This is a genomic window from Streptomyces sp. NBC_00237, from assembly GCF_026342435.1.
In the GTDB taxonomy this organism is placed as follows: Bacteria; Actinomycetota; Actinomycetes; order Streptomycetales; family Streptomycetaceae; genus Streptomyces.
Window position 1 is genome coordinate 299,630 of record NZ_JAPEMT010000004.1, and the last position, 16,510, is coordinate 316,139.

Below are 16,510 nucleotides of genomic sequence, written 5' to 3' on the forward strand. Positions count from 1 at the left end.
GTCGACCAGGAGGGGCGTGTGAGCGACACCAGAGAGACGCGATCAGCCGACGGTGACGCGCACGACGCCCAGCCCGACCGGCTGCACCGCCTGATGCGCTACCTTCCGCTGGTCGCCCCCGTCCTGCTGTGGGCCGTGCCCTGCTGGCTGCTGCTGTACTCCGGCCAGCACTGGCCCCGCCCCGTCGAGTTGACCGGCACGGCCCTGTTCGCCCTCGGCCTGGTCGGCATGCCGATCGCGATGGTGCGCGGCCACGGCCGACGGCAGCGGGACGGGGCGGCGATCGTCGGGGACACGCTGCTGGGCGCCGTCTGGGTCCTGTTCACCTGGTCCGTCCTGCTCGGCGTCGTGCTGCGGCTCGCCCTGACCGTGCTCGGCGTCGGCGAGGGCCAGGACCGGGCCCGGACCGTCACCTGGGCGGTCCTCGGCACGGCTGCCGCACTGCTCGCCTGGGGGTACGCGGAGGCCCGCCGGGTGCCCCGGGTGCGCCGCCTGGACGTACGACTCCCGCGTCTGGGGGCCGGGTTGGACGGCACGCGCGTCGTCCTGATCACCGACACCCACTACGGACCGCTCGACCGCGCCCGCTGGTCGGCACGGGTCTGCGAGACGGTCAACGCGCTGGAGGCCGACCTGGTCTGCCACACCGGGGACATCGCGGACGGCACGGCCGAACGCCGCCGCGCCCAGGCCGCCCCGCTGGGCACCGTGCGGGCCACCAGGGCCAGGGTCTACGTCACCGGCAACCACGAGTACTACAGCGAGGCCCAGGGCTGGGTCGACCTGATGGACGAGCTGGGCTGGGAACCCCTGCGCAACCGCCACCTCCTGCTCGAACGCGGCGGGGACACCCTCGTGGTCGCCGGGGTGGACGACGTCACCGCCGAGTCCTCCGGTCTCGCGGGCCACCGCGCCCACCTCGCCGGAGCCCTGCACGGCGCCGACCCCGATCACCCGGTACTGCTCCTGGCCCACCAGCCCAAGTTCGTCGACCGGGCGGCGGCCGGAGGCGTCGACCTCCAGCTCTCCGGCCACACCCACGGCGGTCAGATCTGGCCCTTCCACCACTTGGTCCGCATCGACCAGCCCGCCCTCGCGGGCCTCAGCCGCCACGGCCCCCGCACGCTCCTCTACACCAGCCGTGGCACCGGCTTCTGGGGCCCGCCGTTCCGGGTCTTCGCGCCCAGCGAGATCACCCTGCTCGTCCTGCGCTCGTCGCCGGGGTCCGCCGCGCGCTAGGTCTGGCCCGTCCTCAGCCACGCAGGGCCGCCTGCCGGTTCAGGAACGCGGCGATGTGGCCGAGCCATCCGTCGGGGTCCTCGGCGAACGGGAGGTGCCCGGTCGCGAGTTCGACGAGCTCGGCCCCGGGGAGCGTGTCGGCCACCTCGCGGTGCAGGTCGGGGGTGACCAGGAGGTCCCCGGTCGTGGAGATCACGAGGGTCGGCGCGGTGATGCGGGCGAGGTCCTCGCGGACGTCGACACGGGTGACGAGCTCGGCGTGTTCGGCGGAGCCGGACGGGAGGGTGCTGGCCGCCCCCCGCACCAGGGCGTCGAGTTCGCCGCCGGGGAGGGCTTCCAGCGCCGTGGCTCCCAGTGCGTGGGACACGAGGAACCGCGCCAGCGCCGTGTGGGCGCCGGAGGCGTACAGGTCCTGCCAGAGTTCGGCGTTCAGGCGCAGGCGTGCGGTGGGCCGGGCGAACGGGGCGGTCAGCACGAGGGCCGTGACGCGCTCGGGGTGACGGGCCGCGGCGCGGACCGCGACGGCGGTGCCCAGGGAGTAGCCGACGGCGGCGAAGGTTTCGAGGCCCTCCGCGCGTGCGGCGGACACGAGTTGGTCGGCCAGGTCGTCCAGGAGGAGGGGCTCCGCCGAGCGGGGGGTGTCACCGGTGCCGGGGTAGTCGATGCCGACCACACGGTGCCCTGCGGCGAGCCCGTCGAGGATCGGCCCGTAGTTGGCGGCCACGCCTCCCCCTGCTCCGTGGGCGAGCAGCAGTCCGGGGCCGGTACCGCGAACGGTTCGGGCGAAGGCGGGTGCGGTCAGGGTGAGTTCAGGCATGGGAGACCCCCAGGAATTCCATAGTGGTTGCTACAGATATGACCGTAGCAGATTTATTTAGCGGTCGATACAGAAATAAGGAGCACTCCCGCCCGGCACCGCAGAAGGCCATGGGTGACCCCGGTCGGCCCGGCGGGGGCGGGGAGTCCGTGGCGGCAGGGCTCAGCCCAGGCCGTGCAGCCGCTCTTCGTCGGGTACCAGCAGCCGGGACTCGATCTGGCGGAGGGCGGGCAGCACCGTGTCGTGGGCGAGGCGCACGACGACGAGCAGCGCGGTGACGCCGAAAGCGGCGTCCCGCGCGTGCGGGCCCGGCAGTCCGGGCAGGGCGAGGACCCCCACCGGGATCAGCGCGACCACCGTCATGCCGAGCGCGGCGGCGAAGACGATCCGTACGTGAACGTAGGAGAGGTACTCGGCGGTCGGCCGACCGGGCCGGATGCCCGGGACGAATCCCCCGCTGCGCTTCATGTCGTCCGCGACGTCGACGGCGTTGAACGCGAGGCCCGCCCGGAGGAACGCGCTCGCGAAGACGACGACGGCGTACGCCACCAGGAGCCAGGGAGCGGGAACCACGGGCAGCAGGAACAGCAGGGAGGCCACGGTCATCGTGCCGAAACCGCTGCCGCCCCGGATGGGAACGTAGGCCGTCGAACCGCCGTACGCTCTGCGGCCGATCATGCGTTTGGCGTACTGGACCGGGACCCGGCGCTCGCTCCGCCGGACGGTGACGACCAGGGCGACGGCGAGCGCCAGGGCCACCAGGAGGACCGGCGCGACCCATGCCCCGGCCCAGCCGCCCGACGACCGGACCGCGTCCCGGACCTGCCCGGGGAAGACCGCCGCGACCTGGGCGAGCAGGAGAACGGAGATGCCTTCGCCGAAGCCTCGGTGGGTGATGGTCCCGCTCAGCCACATGACCACGGCGGTGCCCGCCGTCATGCAGACCACCAGGGTGATCTGCGCGAGAGTGCCGGTGGCGTGCAGGACGCCCGTACCGGCCCCGACTGCCGGAAGGTCCGCGAGCGGGGGGCGGCCGTCGGCCGTCATGCGGACCACCACGGTGGCGAGCACCGCGCTCCACAGGACGGCGGCCCACCGGGCGACGCGGGCCAGCTCGGCTTCGCCCGCCCGGCCCGCCTCCGCGAGCGAGCGCATACGGGGGACCAGGAGACCGCCGAAGGCCACGGTCCAGTGCGCGGCGATCACCGGCAGGACGCCCAGCGCGAGGATCGACAGGTTCGCCAGCCCGCCGCCGCTGAGCAGGTCCAGGAGTCCGGGCAGTTGGCCCTCGGTCCGCTCGGCCGCCGCCAGCGCGGTGGGGTCGACCCCGGGCAGGGGTACGTTCTGGCCGAGCCGGAACACCAGGACGGCGAGCAGCGTGACGAGCAGCCGCCTCCGCACGTCGGGCAGCCGTAATGCGCGTACGAACACCGTCGAGTCCCCCTGCTTCCCTCCGTGCCCCGGCGAACCGTCGCCCTCGCGGCGGCCCTTCGGGCACACCTGCCCGAAGGGCAACCGGACCACGGCTTCCGGCTGCCCGTCCAGAGTTTCGGCCCAGAGTTCCGGCACAGAGTTCCGGCACAGAGTTTCGGCCCAGCCGAGATGTCGGTCACCTGTCGGGGCTGTCGGACCCTGTCGGCCACCTGTCGGGAATGCCGGGGGCTGTCGGTCCGATGCCAGCGGCTTGTTGGCGGGGGCTGACACCTTTCCGGAGACGGCCGACCGGAATCCCCCGGTCACCCGGTCCCGAAGGAGACCCATGCACCTCGCGACAGATCCCCTGCACACACCCGTGACCATCATCGGCGCGGGGCTCGGCGGACTCACGCTGGCCCGCGTCCTGCACGTCCACGGCGTCCCGTTCACGGTGTACGAGGCGGAGTCCTCGCCCATGGCGCGGGCGCAGGGCGGGCTGCTCGACATCCACGACCACAACGGGCAGCTCGCCCTCGAAGTGGCCGGTCTCCTGGACGAGTTCCGGGACATCGTCCTGGAGGGCCACCAGGCCCTGCGCGTCCTCGACCGGGACGGAAACGTCCGGATCGACAAGGCCGACGACGGTACGGGCGGACGCCCCGAGGTGTACCGGGGTGAACTGCGCCGGATCCTGCTGGATTCGCTCCCGGCGGGCTCCGTGCGGTGGGGGCACAGGATGAGCGGCGCCAGGGCTCTCGGCGACGGCCGCCACGAGGTGCGGTTCGACGGCGGCGGCAGCGTCGTCACCCGCCTGTTGGTCGGTGCGGACGGCGCGTGGTCGCGGGTCCGTCCGCTGGTGTCGGCGGCCGTGCCCGAGTACGCGGGCACGTCGTTCGTCGAGACGTACCTCTTCGACGCCGACACGCGGCACCCGGCGACCGCGAAGGCGGTCGGCGCCGGTTTGATGGTCGTGCCCGGGGAGGACAAGGACCTCTTCGCCCACCGGGAGAGCGGCGGCACACTGCACGCCTACGTGGAGCTGACGAGGTCTCAGGAATGGTTCGCCGCAGTCGACTTCACCGACGCCGCCACGGCCACCGCGCGGATCGCCGCGGAGTTCGACGACTTCGCACCCGAACTCGCCGCGCTGATCACCGAGACCGACAGCCCGCCGGTCCTGCGCTCCCACCACTCCTTGCCGACCGGACTCCGGTGGGACCGTGTGCCGGGAGTGACCCTGCTCGGCGACGCCGCCCACCTCGCACCCCCGAACGGCGAGGGCGCCAACCTCGCCATGCTGGACGGCGCCGAGCTGGCGAAGGCGCTCGCCGCCCGGCCCGACGACGTCGAGACCGCGCTGTCGTCGTACGAGGAGGCGATGTTCCGCCGGAGCACCGAGGAGAACCTGTTCGCCGAGGCGCAGCTCGGTGAGCTCTTCTCGGGCGCGGACGACGGCCGCGCCGACGTTCCGTCGGGCAGGCCCTAGCCGTCGCCTGCGGTCAGCGTGGAAGCGAGTCGTTCGAGCAGGTCGGCGAGGTGAGCCTGGTCGTCGGCGCCGAGCCCGGAGAGGAGTCGTCGCTGGTTGTCGAGGTGGACGGCGATGAGCTCGTCGGCCAGCGCGACGCCTTCGGCGGTGAGGGTGATGAGGCGTCCGCGCGAGTCGCCTTCGGCGACGGACCGGCCGACCAGGCCACGGCCTACGAGCCGGTCCACCCGCTTGCTGATCGCTCCGGTGGTGACCAGGGCGGCGCGGCTGAGCTCTCCTGCGGACAGCGCGTAGGGCTCCCCGGCCCGGCGGAGCGCCGCCAGTACGTCGAAGTCGCCGCCGCCCAGGCCGGCGGCCTGGAAGGGCGGGCGCAGGCGCTGGTCCAGGGCGTCGGTGAGGCGGAAGAGCCTGCCGATGACGAGCATCGGCGTCGCGTCCAGCTCGGGGCGTTCGCGTTTCCACTGTTCGACGATGGCGGTGACGGCGTCGGTCTGCATGCCTTCACTATATCTTCCACGGATGATAAATTACCTTCCATGGAAGATAACTCTGCTCCTTCTGTCACTCCCCCTGCCCCGACGCCCGTCGTCCTCCACTTCGACGCCGCCTGCCCCTTCGCCTGGATCACTTCCCGGTGGCTGCTCGAAGTCGAACGGCTTCAGCCGATCGACCTGCGCTTCCGGGTCATGAGCATCTCCGTCCTCAACGAGCACCGTGAAGTCGAGCCCTGGTACCGCGAGTTCAACGACCGGGCCTGGGGCCCGGCCCGGGTGTGCGCCGCAGCCGAAGCCCTGCACGGCAACGGCGTCCTGCGCGAGCTCTACACCGCGCTCGGCAGCCGCATCCACCTGAAGGGGAACAAGGACTACGACGCCGTCATCGCCGAGTCCCTCGCCGAACGGGGGCTGCCCGCGTCCTTGGCCGAGGCCGCGCACAGCGACGCGTACGACACGGCCCTGCGCGCGAGCCACCGCGCCGGGCAGGAGGCGGTCGGCGAGGAGACCGGCACTCCCGTCGTCACCGTGGACGGCGTCGGCTTCTTCGGGCCCGTCCTCACCTCGACACCCCGGGGCGAGGAGGCGGTCCGGCTGTTCGAGGCCGTCCGGACCCTGGCGGGGACGAGAGCGTTCACCGAACTGAAGCGGGGCCGTGGTGCGCTCGACGTCCACTGAGCCCGGCGCGTCCACTGGGGTCGGCATGTCCAATGAGGGCGGCGCGTCCACGGAGCCCGGCACGTCCACGGAGCCCGGCGCGTCGGGTGAGCCGGGGGCGCCCACCGGGCCGGGGGCATCCACCGGACCGGGCGCTCGCACCCGCCGTCGCCTCATCGCCGCGAGCCTGGTCAGCTCGGTGGGCGACGGCATCTACGTACCGCTGACGATGCTCTTCATCTCCTCCCTCACCGGCCTGTCGCTGACCTCGATCGGCGCGGGGCTGACCATCGCCGGACTCTGCGCCCTGGCGTTCATGCCCGTCGCGGGCGTCCTCATCGACAGGTTCAGCGGCCGACGGGTCCTCATCGGGGTGCTCGCGCTGCGGGCGGTCGGGTTCGCCGCCTACCCGTTCGCCACCTCCTACCCCGCGTTCCTGATGGTCGCCCTGGTGGTCGCGGTGGGGATGTGGGCCTCGTCGCCCAGCCTGCACGCCCTCGTCGGCGAGCTGGCCGAAGGCACGGAGCGCGACCGGCTGTTGGCGTGGGACCGCAGCCTGCGCAACGCGGGCATGGGGTTCGGCAGCCTCGCGGCGGCGGGCATGCTCGCGTGGAACGGCAGCGCGGGCTTCGTCGGCGCCGCCATGGTCCTGGCCTCGGTCTTCGCCGTCGCCGCCGTACTGGTGGCCCGCATCCCGGCCGTCCCCCGCAGGTCCAAGGGGCCGGAGGCGGCCCGGGGCGGATACCGGCGGGTGCTCGCCGACCGGCCCTACCTGCTCCTCACGGCGGCCAACTTCCTGATCGCCTTCGGATACACCACTCAGGCCATCGCGCTGCCGGTCTTCCTCACCCGGGACGTCGGCCTCCCCGAAGCCTGGGCCGGGGCCGTCTTCGCACTCAACACCATCCTGGTCGCGGCGCTCGGCGTCCCGGTCGCCCGGCTGACCCTGCGCGGCCGACGCACCCGTACGGCCGCGGGCGGCGCGGTCGTCTTCGCGCTCTCCTTCGCCGCCTTCGCGGTGCTCCCCCGACTGACCAGCGGTACGGGGGCCTTCGTCGCGGTCCTGGCGGTCGCGGTCCTCTACACGGTGGGCGAACTCGTCCACTCCGGCCCTTCGCAGAGCCTGTCGATCCAGGCCGCCCCCGATCACCTGCGGGGACGGTATCTGTCGACGTATCAACTGTCCTGGTCGGTCTGCCGCACCATCGCGCCCCTGCTGCTGGGGTTCCTGCTCGACGCGGGCCAGTGGCACCTGTGGACGGTCCTGGCATTCCTGGTCCTGACCGGCGCCGCGCTCCTGCTGTGCGCCGAACGCGTACTGCCACCACACATCGTCAGCGACAGCACGCGAGCACCCGCCGCCGCTCCCTAGAAGGGGGCGGGGTGGGGCTGGACCCACCCCGTCGTACGGCCAGACCCATACCGCGCCGCGCCCCGCTCTCCGTAGCGTCGTCGTCATCACGAGACGGAGGGAAGAAACCATGGGAAAGACCACCGGGACCAGGGTCGAGACAGCGCGGCTGGGCGCGCCGCAGGTTCACGAGGCCGTGGCCACACTGAAGAAGAGCATCGTGCTCTACGGAGTCGTCAGCGCCGTCGTGCTCGCCACGGTCGCCGTGCTGGCGATCGGCGGGCACGCGGTGTCCTCGTTCATGTGGGTGCGCTCCGCGCTCCTGCTCGCCGTCACCGTCCTGATCCACCGGATGGCCGTCGCGGTGGCGAAGGGATCGCGGCGGGCGTACGAGCGGGTGAGCGCCCTCACCGTCGTCCTGCCCGTCGCCATCGTCGGCGTCGACGCAATCCCCGGCCTCTGCCCGCCGTGGTTCGCCGTGATGCAGGGGGTGTCCGCCCTGGCCCTCGTCCTCGCCGCCGTCACGGTCAGGGGCACCGCGCTGCGCGCCGTGTTCCCCAAGAACGGGTGAGCGGATGTTCCGGGGCGCCGCTGTCCTGTCAGACTGGCGTCGTGGCGAAGGGACCGGACGAATGAGGCTGCCCGAGGGGCACGGCCCACTGCGCTGGTGGGCCGAGGCCGTGCGTGGTGTGTACCGGTCCGCCGTGCTGGTCGGGTTGACGTGGCTGCTGCCCTCGGTGTGCCTGGCCGTCGGCTTCGGTGGATCCCGTGCGGTGGGTTCCTGGTCCGAAGGGTTGAACGCTCCGCTGGCCGTACGGGCGTTGGTGGGCCTCGGGCAGGTGCTGATGGTGCTCCTGTGGCTCGTGGCGGCCGTGTGCATCGTGCACCCGCTGACCAGCCGCCTCCTCGCCCGGGCCGCCCGTCGGTGCGCGCGGAGCTGGCTGGGCGAGACGTTCGAGGTGACGTACCGCGCCGTGCCCCGGGTCAGCCGCATGGCGACGGGTTACTGGTGGGACGGCCACGAGTACCACGGCTCCGAGCGGGAGGCCCGCCGCCGGGCGAAGACGCACGCCAGGTTCCACGACCCCCAGCTGCACTGGGACGGGCTGTGGGGCCTAGCCGCCGGGGCGGCCGTCCTGCCGGTGGCGGGCCTGCCGCTGCTCGGGCTCGCGGGCGGGACGTATCTGATGCTGGCACCGGAGCTCCTGGGGTACGGATTCGAGTACGGGTACGGCATCGCGCTGATCGTCGCCGGGCTGGCCGCCGCTCCGTTCGCATGGCGGATCCTCCGGCCCGTAGGGCGTCGTTTCCTCGGCCCGGTGCCGCACTCCTGGCTCGGCCGCAGGGTGCGGGAGCTGGAGGCCGTACAGGCAGACCTGACGCACACTCAGGCAGCCGAACTGGAGCGCATCGAGAGGGACTTGCACGACGGTACCCAGGCCAGGCTGCTGGCTTTGGGCATGTCGGTGGGAGCCGCCGAGCAGCTCGTCGACACCGATCCCACTGCGGCGAAGGCCCTCCTCGCGGAGGCCCGGGGCGCTTCGGTGACCGCACTCGCCGAGCTGCGCTCACTGGTCCGCGGCATCAACCCGCCCGTGCTCGCCGAGCGCGGCCTCGTGGACGCCGTCCGGGCCCTGGCGCTTGACGCCCCCGTCGAGACCACCGTGCACAGCACGGTGGTCTCGCGCATCGAACGTCCCATGGAGTCGGCCGTCTACTTCGCCGTCGCCGAACTGATGGCGAACGTCGCCAAGCACGCCGGGGCCTCCCGGGTGACGATCGGCTTCGCGTACGCGCACCAGTTGCTCTCCGTGACGGTGACGGACGACGGGGTCGGCGGAGCCGCCGCCTCCGCCGGTTCCGGGCTGCGCGGCATCGAGCGCCGGATGGCGGCCTTCCGTGGCACCCTGCACATCAACAGCCCCACCGGGGGACCCACTCACATCACCGTGGCGGTGCCGTGCGCGTTGTCGTAGCCGAGGACCTCTTCCTGCTCCGCGAGGGAATGGTCCGGATCGTCGAGGCGCACGGGCACACGGTGGTCGCCTCCGTCGACACGGGCCCCGCCACGCTCGACGCGCTGCTGGTCCAGAGGCCCGACGTGGCGATCGTGGACGTACGGCTGCCCCCGACCTTCTCCGACGAAGGACTCCAGGCGGCCCTCGCCGCCCGCCGCGAGGTTCCGGGACTGCCCGTGCTGATCCTCTCGCAGCACGTGGAGCAGTTGTACGCACGCGATCTGCTGGCCGACGGACACGGCGGGATCGGCTACCAGCTGAAGGACCGGGTGCTGGACACGGCCCAGTTCATGGACGCACTGGGCCGCGTCGCCGACGGCGGTACGGCACTCGACCCGACGGTCGTGGCCAAACTCCTCGGCCGCCCCGGCCGGGCCGATCCGCTCGCCGCGCTCACCGAGCGGGAGCGCTCGGTGCTCGCCCTGATGGCGGAGGGCCTCTCCAACACGGCGATCGCGGCCCGGCTGTTCCTGAGCGAGGGCGCCATCAGCAAGTACACGACGGCGATCTTCGCCAAGCTCGGGCTCGCCGCCGACGACGACACCAACCGCCGGGTCCGGGCGGTCCTCGCCTACCTCGGCGCGGACGCTCCCGGCGGTTGGTGACCGTACCCGCGCGACCCGTCCTCGCGCGGTGTGTCAGAAGGCGTGGGCCATCAGCTCCGCGAACAGGGTGTGCTCGTCGGCCTCCAGGCCGCGTGAGCGGAACCAGCCGCAGATGTTGGCGCAGTCGCGCTGGAGGAACGCCATCCCGTTGAGGTTGCCGACCAGGTCGACGATCTGCGGCAGGTCGATGATGACCAGCCGCTCCCCCGCCGCCAGGATGTTGTACGCGGAGAGGTCGCCGTGCACGAGGCCGTTCTGCACCAACGTCGCGAGTGCGTCGGTGAGTTGCTCGTAGTACGAGGCCAGCAGTTCGGGGGACGGGCGTACTTGAGCGAGCCGGGGCGCGGTCGCGACGGCGCCGTCCTCGTCGACGACGGTGATCCACTCCATCAGGATCTCGGTGCCGTCGATCTGGACCGGGTAGGGAACGGGCAGTCCGAGGTTCCAGAGGCGTACCAGCGCGCCCCACTCGGACACCGCCCACTCACCGGCCGCGACCTGGCGGCCGAAGGTGCTCTTCCGCTTGACGGCCCGCTCGTCGCGCGAGCGCTTCATCGAGCGGCCCTCGGTGTACGAGGCGGCGCGGTGGAAGGACCTGTGCTCCGAGGAGCGGTAGCGCTTGGCGGCCATGACCACGCCCGCGTCCGGGTGGAGCGGGTCGGCGCGCTCGACGAGGTGGACGTCGGCCTCCTTGCCGGTCTTGAGGACGCCGAGTTCGGTGTCGATCGCGCCCTGCGAGGTCACCACCCAGTCCGGGAGCGGCTCGGGGCCCCTGGAGAGGGGTTCGACGCTGAGCCAGGTCGACCAGCGCTGGCCGTCCGCGAGGTCGCCGTAGGTACGGAAGTCGAAGACGAACCGGTCGTCGACGTCGTGGAGGTCGTCGGCGGCGGGCGGGACGTGGTGAGAGGGACCGGCGAGGAAGTCGTCAGGAATTGCCGGGTACTGCGGGTACTGCGGGAGATTGTCGTGAGACATCGCTGAGGGTGCTCCATGAGATGAGAGGGGGTCGGTCTGCGGGCAGGCCGAGGACAGTCGTCATCACGGTCTTGCCTCCTCTCGTGAAGCACCGGGCAGCTCCCGGTGACTGGCCCATGGTGAGGGAAGGTCGCGGCGAGCGGCAACCGAATAAAGCCGCCCCGCACGGGTCCCGCGCGGCCCTCGCGCTGTTCCGGCTCAGGTCACGTGCTGTCCCGGCTGAGATCAGGTGCTGTCCCGGCTCAGTTCACGTGCGACGCGACGGCCGACGCGATGGCCTGGGTGTAGCGCGTGATTCCCGGCGAGGGGGCCGGGCATGGGCGGGGGGTCGACGTCGTGGGGGCCAGGCAGAAGTGCAGGGGGTCGTCGTCCCGGTGGAGGGCGGCGAGGCCGTTGCGGCACGCACCCCGGCGGTTTCGTTCCTCGGCGTTGCAGGGGAGGCTGCGGCGCCAGTCGTAGCGTCCGCCGGACGGGCTCACCGCCTTGCCCGCGTCGGCGACCGCGTCGCCGGAGGCCGCCGCCCGGGCCTGGTAGAGCTCGTTGACCCGGCGGGTGCGGTCGGACGAGAAGGCGTCCGGGCCCTGGAGCACCCAGATGATCCGGGGGCGGGGGATGCCCGCCCGGCGGGCGGCTCCGGCGATCTGCTCCGTCAGGGCCTCGGCGTCCTGGGCGTAGCGGGTGTAGTAACGGCCGCTGCCCTGGGGGATGTTGTTCATACAGGGCGTGAATCCCCAGGAGTTTCCCCAGAACTGGAGGACGACGGCCCGGGGGCGGTGCGTGGCGACCAGAGCCGCCGCCTTGTCCTTGTCGGGCACGAGGGACCCCGAGGGGCGTCCGGTGAGGTAGTCGCAGAGGGTCGTGCCGGAGTACGGGGCGCTGTGCACGGTCGCCCTGCCGCCCGCCGCCACGGCGTCGCCGAGCGCCACCTGGCTCTCCATGGCGATCGAGTCCCCGAGGTAGAGCACCGTCGGCCGCTCGCCGACGGGGAGTTGGGGATCGGACGCGGTCCGGGGGTGCTGGGCGTCGTCGGCGCGGTCGCTGTCGCGGTCACTGGCTCTGTCGCTGCCCCTACCCCCACCGTCGCCGTCGCCGTCGCCGGGAGAGCGGGGCTGGCCGTCCGGCCGTGCCGCGACCGTCGGGGCCGGGGGTGGCGGTTCCTCTTCGGGCGGCTCGGCGAAGAAGGCGCAGCCGGTGGTCCACCAGAGCAGGAGGGCCACGAGCGCGACGCCGTACCGCAGCCGGTTCTTGTCCATGCTCAGCAGCCTTCCGGTAATCCACCGCCCAGAGGGAGGCCACGAGCACTGAGATCGATGCGCTGACAGCAAGTCCACAGTTTTATGGGCCAGTTGACGGCCCGTCAAGAGTGCGGCCGCGACTCCGGCCATCCGTCGTCGTGCTGCCGACAGCCTTGACAGGACCATTGGTCTGGACCAAATTGGGCGCCCCGTCGAAACCTCCTCTTCCCCCCGTTCCGGAGGCAGTTGTGGACCGTCCCCACCGATCCCGCACGCCCAGACGCCGCCCGTCCCCTCGGTCGGCCGTCGGACTCCTCGTCACCGCACTCGCGCTCGCCGCGTCCGGCCTGACCGCCGTCGCCCCGGCAGCCGTCGCCGAAGCCGCCCCCGCCCCCGTCGCCGCCGTCGCCGCCGACACCGAGCTCGCCCGCAACGGCGGCTTCGAGGCCGGGCTCACCGGCTGGAACTGCACCTCGGGGGCCGTGGTCACCACCCCCGTCCGCAGCGGCAGCTCCGCTCTGAAGGCCACCCCCGCGGGCAGCGACCACGCCAAGTGCACGCAGACCATCACGGTCAAGCCCAACTCGACGTACACACTGAGCGGTTGGGTGCGCGGTTCGTACGTCTACCTCGGCGCGAGCGGCACCGGCACCACCGACGTGTCGACCTGGACCCAGTCGGCCGACGCCTTCAAGCAGTTGAGCACCACCTTCAAGACCGGGGCGAACACCAGCCAGGTCACCATCTACACCCACGGCTGGTACGGCACCCCCGCCTACTACGCCGACGACCTGAGCCTCTTCGGTCCTGGCGACACCACCCAGCCCCAGCCGCCCGCCCCGCCGACCAGCCTCAAGGCGGGGACGGTCACCTCGACCACCGCCGCCCTCACCTGGTCCGCCTCCACCGGCGCCACCTCGTACGCGGTCTACCGCAACGGGACGAAGGCGGCCACGGCCACCTCCACCTCGGCCACCCTCACCGGGCTCGCTCCCGCCACCGCCTACAGCGTCCAGGTAGCCGCCCTCAACGCCGACGGGGAATCGGCCAAGTCGACGGCGCTCACCGTCACCACTCTCCCGGGCGGCGGCAACCCCGACCCCGGCGACCTCCCCGCCCACGCGCTGATCGGTTATCTGCACACCAGCTTCGCCAACGGCTCCGGCTACACCCGGCTGGCCGACGTGCCCGCCTCCTGGGACGTCATCAACCTCGCCTTCGGCGAACCCACCTCGGTGACCAGCGGCGACATCCGCTTCAAGCTGTGCCCCGTCGCCGAGTGCCCGAACGTCGAGTCCGAGGCCGACTTCAAGGCGGCGGTCAAGGCCAAGCAGGCGCAGGGCAAGAAGGTGCTCATCTCCATCGGCGGGCAGAACGGACAGGTCCGGCTCACCACGACCGCCGCCCGTGACGCCTTCGTCGCCTCCGTCTCGAAGATCATCGACGAGTACGGGCTGAACGGCCTCGACATCGACTTCGAGGGCCACTCGCTCTCCCTGGACACCGCCGACACCGACTTCAAGAACCCGACGACCCCGGTCGTGGTCAACCTCGTCTCGGCGGTCAAGACCCTCAAGGCCAAGTACGGCAGCGGCTTCGTCCTGACCATGGCGCCCGAGACCTTCTTCGTCCAGCTCGGCTACCAGTTCTACGGCGTGGGCAAGTGGGGCGGCCAGGACCCGCGCGCGGGCGCGTACCTCCCGGTCATCCACGCGCTGCGCGACGACCTGACCCTGCTGCACGTCCAGGACTACAACTCGGGCCCGATCATGGGTCTCGACAACCAGTACCACTCCATGGGCGGCGCCGACTTCCACATCGCGATGACCGACATGCTGCTCACCGGCTTCCCGGTCGCGGGCGACGCGAACAACGTCTTCCCGCCGCTGCGCCCCGAACAGGTCGCCATCGGCATGCCCGCCTCCACCCAGGCCGGAAACGGGTGGGTGTCCTCCGCCGAGGTCAACAAGGCGCTGGACTGCCTGACGAAGAAGACGAACTGCGGCAGCTACCAGACCCACGGCACCTGGCCCGCCCTGCGCGGCCTGATGACCTGGTCGATCAACTGGGACCGCTTCAACAACCAGGAGTTCAGCCGGAACTTCGACACCTATTTCGGCGGCTGAGGCTGGGGGGGGCGGGGCGAGCGCGGGGGCGAGGGCGAGCGTGCCCTTTTCGCCCCCGCGCCCGCCCCCTTCGTACGCTGGCAGCATGCATATGCGTCCCACCTTGAACTGGGTCCCCGACGGTGACCTGCCACCCGGCTCCTCGGACTGGGAGCCGGTCGCCGACGCGCTCGCTCGCGGCGGTGTGCTCGTGCTCAGCGGAGCGGGCCTCTCCACGGAGTCGGGGATTCCGGACTACCGGGGCGAGGGCGGAAGCCTGAGTCGGCACACTCCGATGACGTACCAGGAATTCGTCTCCGACCCGCAGGCCAGGCGCCGGTACTGGGCGCGCAGCCATCTGGGCTGGCGCGTCTTCGGCCGGGCCCGCCCCAACGCGGGGCACCGGGCCGTGGCCGCGTTCGCGCGCCACGGCCTGGTCTCGGGTCTGATCACGCAGAACGTCGACGGGCTGCACCAGGCTGCGGGCAGCGAGAACGTGGTGGAACTGCACGGCAGCCTGGACCGCGTCATCTGTCTGACCTGCGACGCCCTCGGGGCGCGCGGCGAGCTCGCCCGCCGCCTGGCCGAGGCCAACCCGGACTTCGCCCCGGTGGCCGCCGGGATCAACCCGGACGGCGACGCCGACCTCACCGACGAGCAGGTCGGCGACTTCCACGTGGTGCCCTGCACGGTCTGCGGCGGAGTCCTCAAGCCGGATGTGGTGTTCTTCGGGGAGGCCGTCCCGCCGCAGCGGGTCGAGCGGTGCCGCGCCCTGGTCCGTGAGGCGGACGCGCTGCTGGTCCTCGGGTCCTCGCTGACGGTGATGTCCGGGCTCCGCTTCGTACGGCAGGCGGCCCAGGCGGAGAAGCCCGTGCTGATCGTCAACAGGGACCCGACGCGCGGCGACCGGCAGGCCCTGACCCGGGTGGCACTGCCCCTCGGGCAGGTCCTCACCGACGTGGCCCGGCGGCTCGGGGTGCGGGTCGACGAGGCGGGGTCGTAGGGGCGGTCAGGGTCAGGAGGGGGTAGCTGTCCGCGTTATGGCCAGTCGCTAGTACCCGGCTTCGCCGCGCTTCGGCAGCCTGGGGCCGTCAACCCCCACACACGCGCCTCAGCGTGTTCCCCGAAACGAGGAACCATGAAGATAGCCGGGTTAGTTCCCGCCGCCCTCGCCGCCGCCGTCTCCGTCGTCGCCCTGCTGTCCCCCACCGCATCGGCCGCGACCACCGCTCCCCCGCCCGCCGTCCCGGCTTCGGCTTCGGCCGACGCGGGCAACCAGCCGATCATCGGCGGCGGTTACGCCTCGAACGCTCCGTGGGCCGCGCGGCTCTTCTCCAACGGGAGAGAGACCTGTTCCGCGACGATCATCGCGCCCACCTGGATCCTGACCGCGAAGCACTGTGTCTCCGGCGGCGGCCTGTCCTTCCGCATCGGCAGCCTCGACCAGCACAGCGGCGGCACCATGGCCAACGGCGCCCAGACCTACACGCACAGCTCCGACCTGGCGCTGGTACGGCTGGACCGGTCCGTGGCGGGCACGTACTCCAGACTCGGCCAGCCCGGATCGGTGACGGTCGGACAGAGCGTCCAGGTGTACGGCTGGGGCGCCACCTCGCAGTGCGGCCAGGAGATCAACTGCCAGTCCCGGCTGCTGAAGGTGGCCAACGTGACCGTCACCGGCGGGTGCAGTGACGCGTACGGCGGCTCGGCGATCTGCGCCCGGCGCGGCAACGGCATCACCGCGGGCGGCGACTCGGGCGGCCCGATGACGGCGAACGGCATCCAGGTCGGTGTGGCCTCCACCAGCGACCGGCAGACCACCACCGCGTACACGAACGTCACCGCCTACCGTTCGTGGATCCGGTCCGTGGCCGGGGTGTGACCCGGTCCGTGGCCGGGGTGTGACCCGGTCCTGACTCCACGGCACCCCACGGCGCACCGCGCCGAGGAGGGGTGAGCCGCTCTCGTGCCCGCTGTCCACCTGCCGGTTGGACGGCGGGCATGCGCGTGCCCTTCCCGGGCAGCAGATCAGCCATGAAGCGTTTCGGGGCCGTGGGCCTCCCGCTGTCGTCGAACGAACGTCTCCCGCACACCGTCACAGGGGACCGGGTC

General features: G+C 72.1%; 15 protein-coding genes. 10 read left to right on the plus strand and 5 right to left on the minus strand.

Annotated features, from left to right (window positions below; genetic code table 11):
• Positions 1-18: 18 nt before the first annotated feature.
• A complete protein-coding gene (locus OG897_RS33725; protein ID WP_266662963.1) occupies positions 19-1,239 on the plus strand; it encodes a metallophosphoesterase in 1,221 nt (406 codons plus the stop codon).
• 13 nt (positions 1,240-1,252) lie between these two features.
• Here the strand turns inward: OG897_RS33725 and OG897_RS33730 are convergent, their stop codons facing one another.
• Both OG897_RS33730 and OG897_RS33735 read right to left on the minus strand, forming a co-directional pair.
• Positions 1,253-2,056, minus strand: coding sequence for an alpha/beta fold hydrolase (locus tag OG897_RS33730; RefSeq protein WP_266662965.1), 804 nt, complete (start codon positions 2,054-2,056; stop codon positions 1,253-1,255).
• 162 nt (positions 2,057-2,218) lie between these two features.
• Entirely contained in the window at positions 2,219-3,625 is a 1,407-nt protein-coding gene (locus OG897_RS33735; protein ID WP_266662966.1) for a preprotein translocase subunit SecY, read from the minus strand.
• A 211-nt stretch (positions 3,626-3,836) separates the two neighbouring features.
• On the opposite strand from OG897_RS33735, the gene OG897_RS33740 reads away from it, so the two are divergent.
• Positions 3,837-4,958, plus strand: coding sequence for an NAD(P)/FAD-dependent oxidoreductase (locus OG897_RS33740; protein WP_266663720.1), 1,122 nt, complete (start codon positions 3,837-3,839; stop codon positions 4,956-4,958).
• On the opposite strand, the gene OG897_RS33745 is transcribed toward OG897_RS33740, so the two are convergent.
• Positions 4,955-5,455, minus strand: a complete 501-nt coding sequence (locus OG897_RS33745) for a MarR family winged helix-turn-helix transcriptional regulator (RefSeq protein ID WP_266662968.1) — start codon at positions 5,453-5,455, stop codon at positions 4,955-4,957. The genes OG897_RS33740 and OG897_RS33745 overlap by 4 nt on opposite strands.
• A 39-nt stretch (positions 5,456-5,494) precedes the next feature.
• Here OG897_RS33745 and OG897_RS33750 point away from each other — a divergent pair, with 39 nt between their 5' ends.
• The 5 genes from OG897_RS33750 (at position 5,495) to OG897_RS33770 (ending at position 10,083) form a co-directional block, all read left to right on the plus strand.
• The gene (locus OG897_RS33750) at positions 5,495-6,130 is read left to right on the plus strand and encodes a disulfide bond formation protein DsbA (RefSeq protein WP_266662970.1); all 636 of its coding nucleotides are present in this window, start codon (positions 5,495-5,497) and stop codon (positions 6,128-6,130) included.
• Between the two features lie 25 nt (positions 6,131-6,155).
• The gene (locus OG897_RS33755; RefSeq protein ID WP_266662972.1) at positions 6,156-7,481 is read left to right on the plus strand and encodes an MFS transporter; all 1,326 of its coding nucleotides are present in this window, start codon (positions 6,156-6,158) and stop codon (positions 7,479-7,481) included.
• 109 nt (positions 7,482-7,590) lie between these two features.
• A complete protein-coding gene (locus OG897_RS33760) occupies positions 7,591-8,031 on the plus strand; it encodes a hypothetical protein (protein ID WP_266662974.1) in 441 nt (146 codons plus the stop codon).
• Between the two features lie 61 nt (positions 8,032-8,092).
• On the plus strand, positions 8,093-9,436 hold the full coding sequence (locus OG897_RS33765; protein WP_266662976.1) for a sensor histidine kinase: 1,344 nt from the start codon (positions 8,093-8,095) through the stop codon (positions 9,434-9,436).
• Complete coding sequence (locus OG897_RS33770) at positions 9,421-10,083, plus strand: response regulator transcription factor (protein WP_266662978.1); 663 nt, start codon at positions 9,421-9,423, stop codon at positions 10,081-10,083. Before OG897_RS33765 ends, OG897_RS33770 begins: the two co-directional genes overlap by 16 nt.
• A 33-nt stretch (positions 10,084-10,116) precedes the next feature.
• Here the strand turns inward: OG897_RS33770 and OG897_RS33775 are convergent, their stop codons facing one another.
• Positions 10,117-11,058 carry a serine protein kinase RIO gene (locus OG897_RS33775; protein WP_266662980.1) on the minus strand — a complete coding sequence of 314 codons (942 nt, stop codon included), beginning with the start codon at positions 11,056-11,058 and terminating at the stop codon, positions 10,117-10,119.
• Between the two features lie 242 nt (positions 11,059-11,300).
• Positions 11,301-12,311 (minus strand): SGNH/GDSL hydrolase family protein, encoded by a 1,011-nt coding sequence (locus tag OG897_RS33780; RefSeq protein ID WP_266662982.1) that lies wholly within the window; start codon positions 12,309-12,311, stop codon positions 11,301-11,303.
• Positions 12,312-12,640: 329 nt separating this feature from the next.
• On the opposite strand from OG897_RS33780, the gene OG897_RS33785 reads away from it, so the two are divergent.
• From OG897_RS33785 to OG897_RS33795, 3 genes are all read left to right on the plus strand, one after another.
• A complete protein-coding gene (locus OG897_RS33785; protein WP_266663721.1) occupies positions 12,641-14,419 on the plus strand; it encodes a chitinase in 1,779 nt (592 codons plus the stop codon).
• Between the two features lie 85 nt (positions 14,420-14,504).
• Positions 14,505-15,401, plus strand: a complete 897-nt coding sequence (locus tag OG897_RS33790) for an NAD-dependent protein deacetylase (RefSeq protein WP_266662984.1) — start codon at positions 14,505-14,507, stop codon at positions 15,399-15,401.
• A 135-nt stretch (positions 15,402-15,536) separates the two neighbouring features.
• Positions 15,537-16,280, plus strand: a complete 744-nt coding sequence (locus OG897_RS33795; RefSeq protein WP_266662985.1) for a trypsin-like serine protease — start codon at positions 15,537-15,539, stop codon at positions 16,278-16,280.
• Positions 16,281-16,510 lie beyond the last annotated feature (230 nt).

What these genes read in the sequence shown, in the direction of transcription:
- OG897_RS33765 (WP_266662976.1), top strand. Translation starts at nt 8,093, where the DNA reads ATGAGGCTGCCCGAGGGGCACGGCCCACTGCGCTGGTGGGCCGAGGCC.
- OG897_RS33790 (WP_266662984.1), top strand. Translation starts at nt 14,505, where the DNA reads ATGCATATGCGTCCCACCTTGAACTGGGTCCCCGACGGTGACCTGCCA.
- OG897_RS33750 (WP_266662970.1), top strand. Translation starts at nt 5,495, where the DNA reads ATGGAAGATAACTCTGCTCCTTCTGTCACTCCCCCTGCCCCGACGCCC.
- OG897_RS33755 (WP_266662972.1), top strand. Translation starts at nt 6,156, where the DNA reads ATGTCCAATGAGGGCGGCGCGTCCACGGAGCCCGGCACGTCCACGGAG.
- OG897_RS33730 (WP_266662965.1), bottom strand. Translation starts at nt 2,056, where the DNA reads ATGCCTGAACTCACCCTGACCGCACCCGCCTTCGCCCGAACCGTTCGC.
- OG897_RS33795 (WP_266662985.1), top strand. Translation starts at nt 15,537, where the DNA reads ATGAAGATAGCCGGGTTAGTTCCCGCCGCCCTCGCCGCCGCCGTCTCC.
- OG897_RS33780 (WP_266662982.1), bottom strand. Translation starts at nt 12,311, where the DNA reads ATGGACAAGAACCGGCTGCGGTACGGCGTCGCGCTCGTGGCCCTCCTG.
- OG897_RS33775 (WP_266662980.1), bottom strand. Translation starts at nt 11,058, where the DNA reads ATGTCTCACGACAATCTCCCGCAGTACCCGCAGTACCCGGCAATTCCT.
- OG897_RS33760 (WP_266662974.1), top strand. Translation starts at nt 7,591, where the DNA reads ATGGGAAAGACCACCGGGACCAGGGTCGAGACAGCGCGGCTGGGCGCG.
- OG897_RS33745 (WP_266662968.1), bottom strand. Translation starts at nt 5,455, where the DNA reads ATGCAGACCGACGCCGTCACCGCCATCGTCGAACAGTGGAAACGCGAA.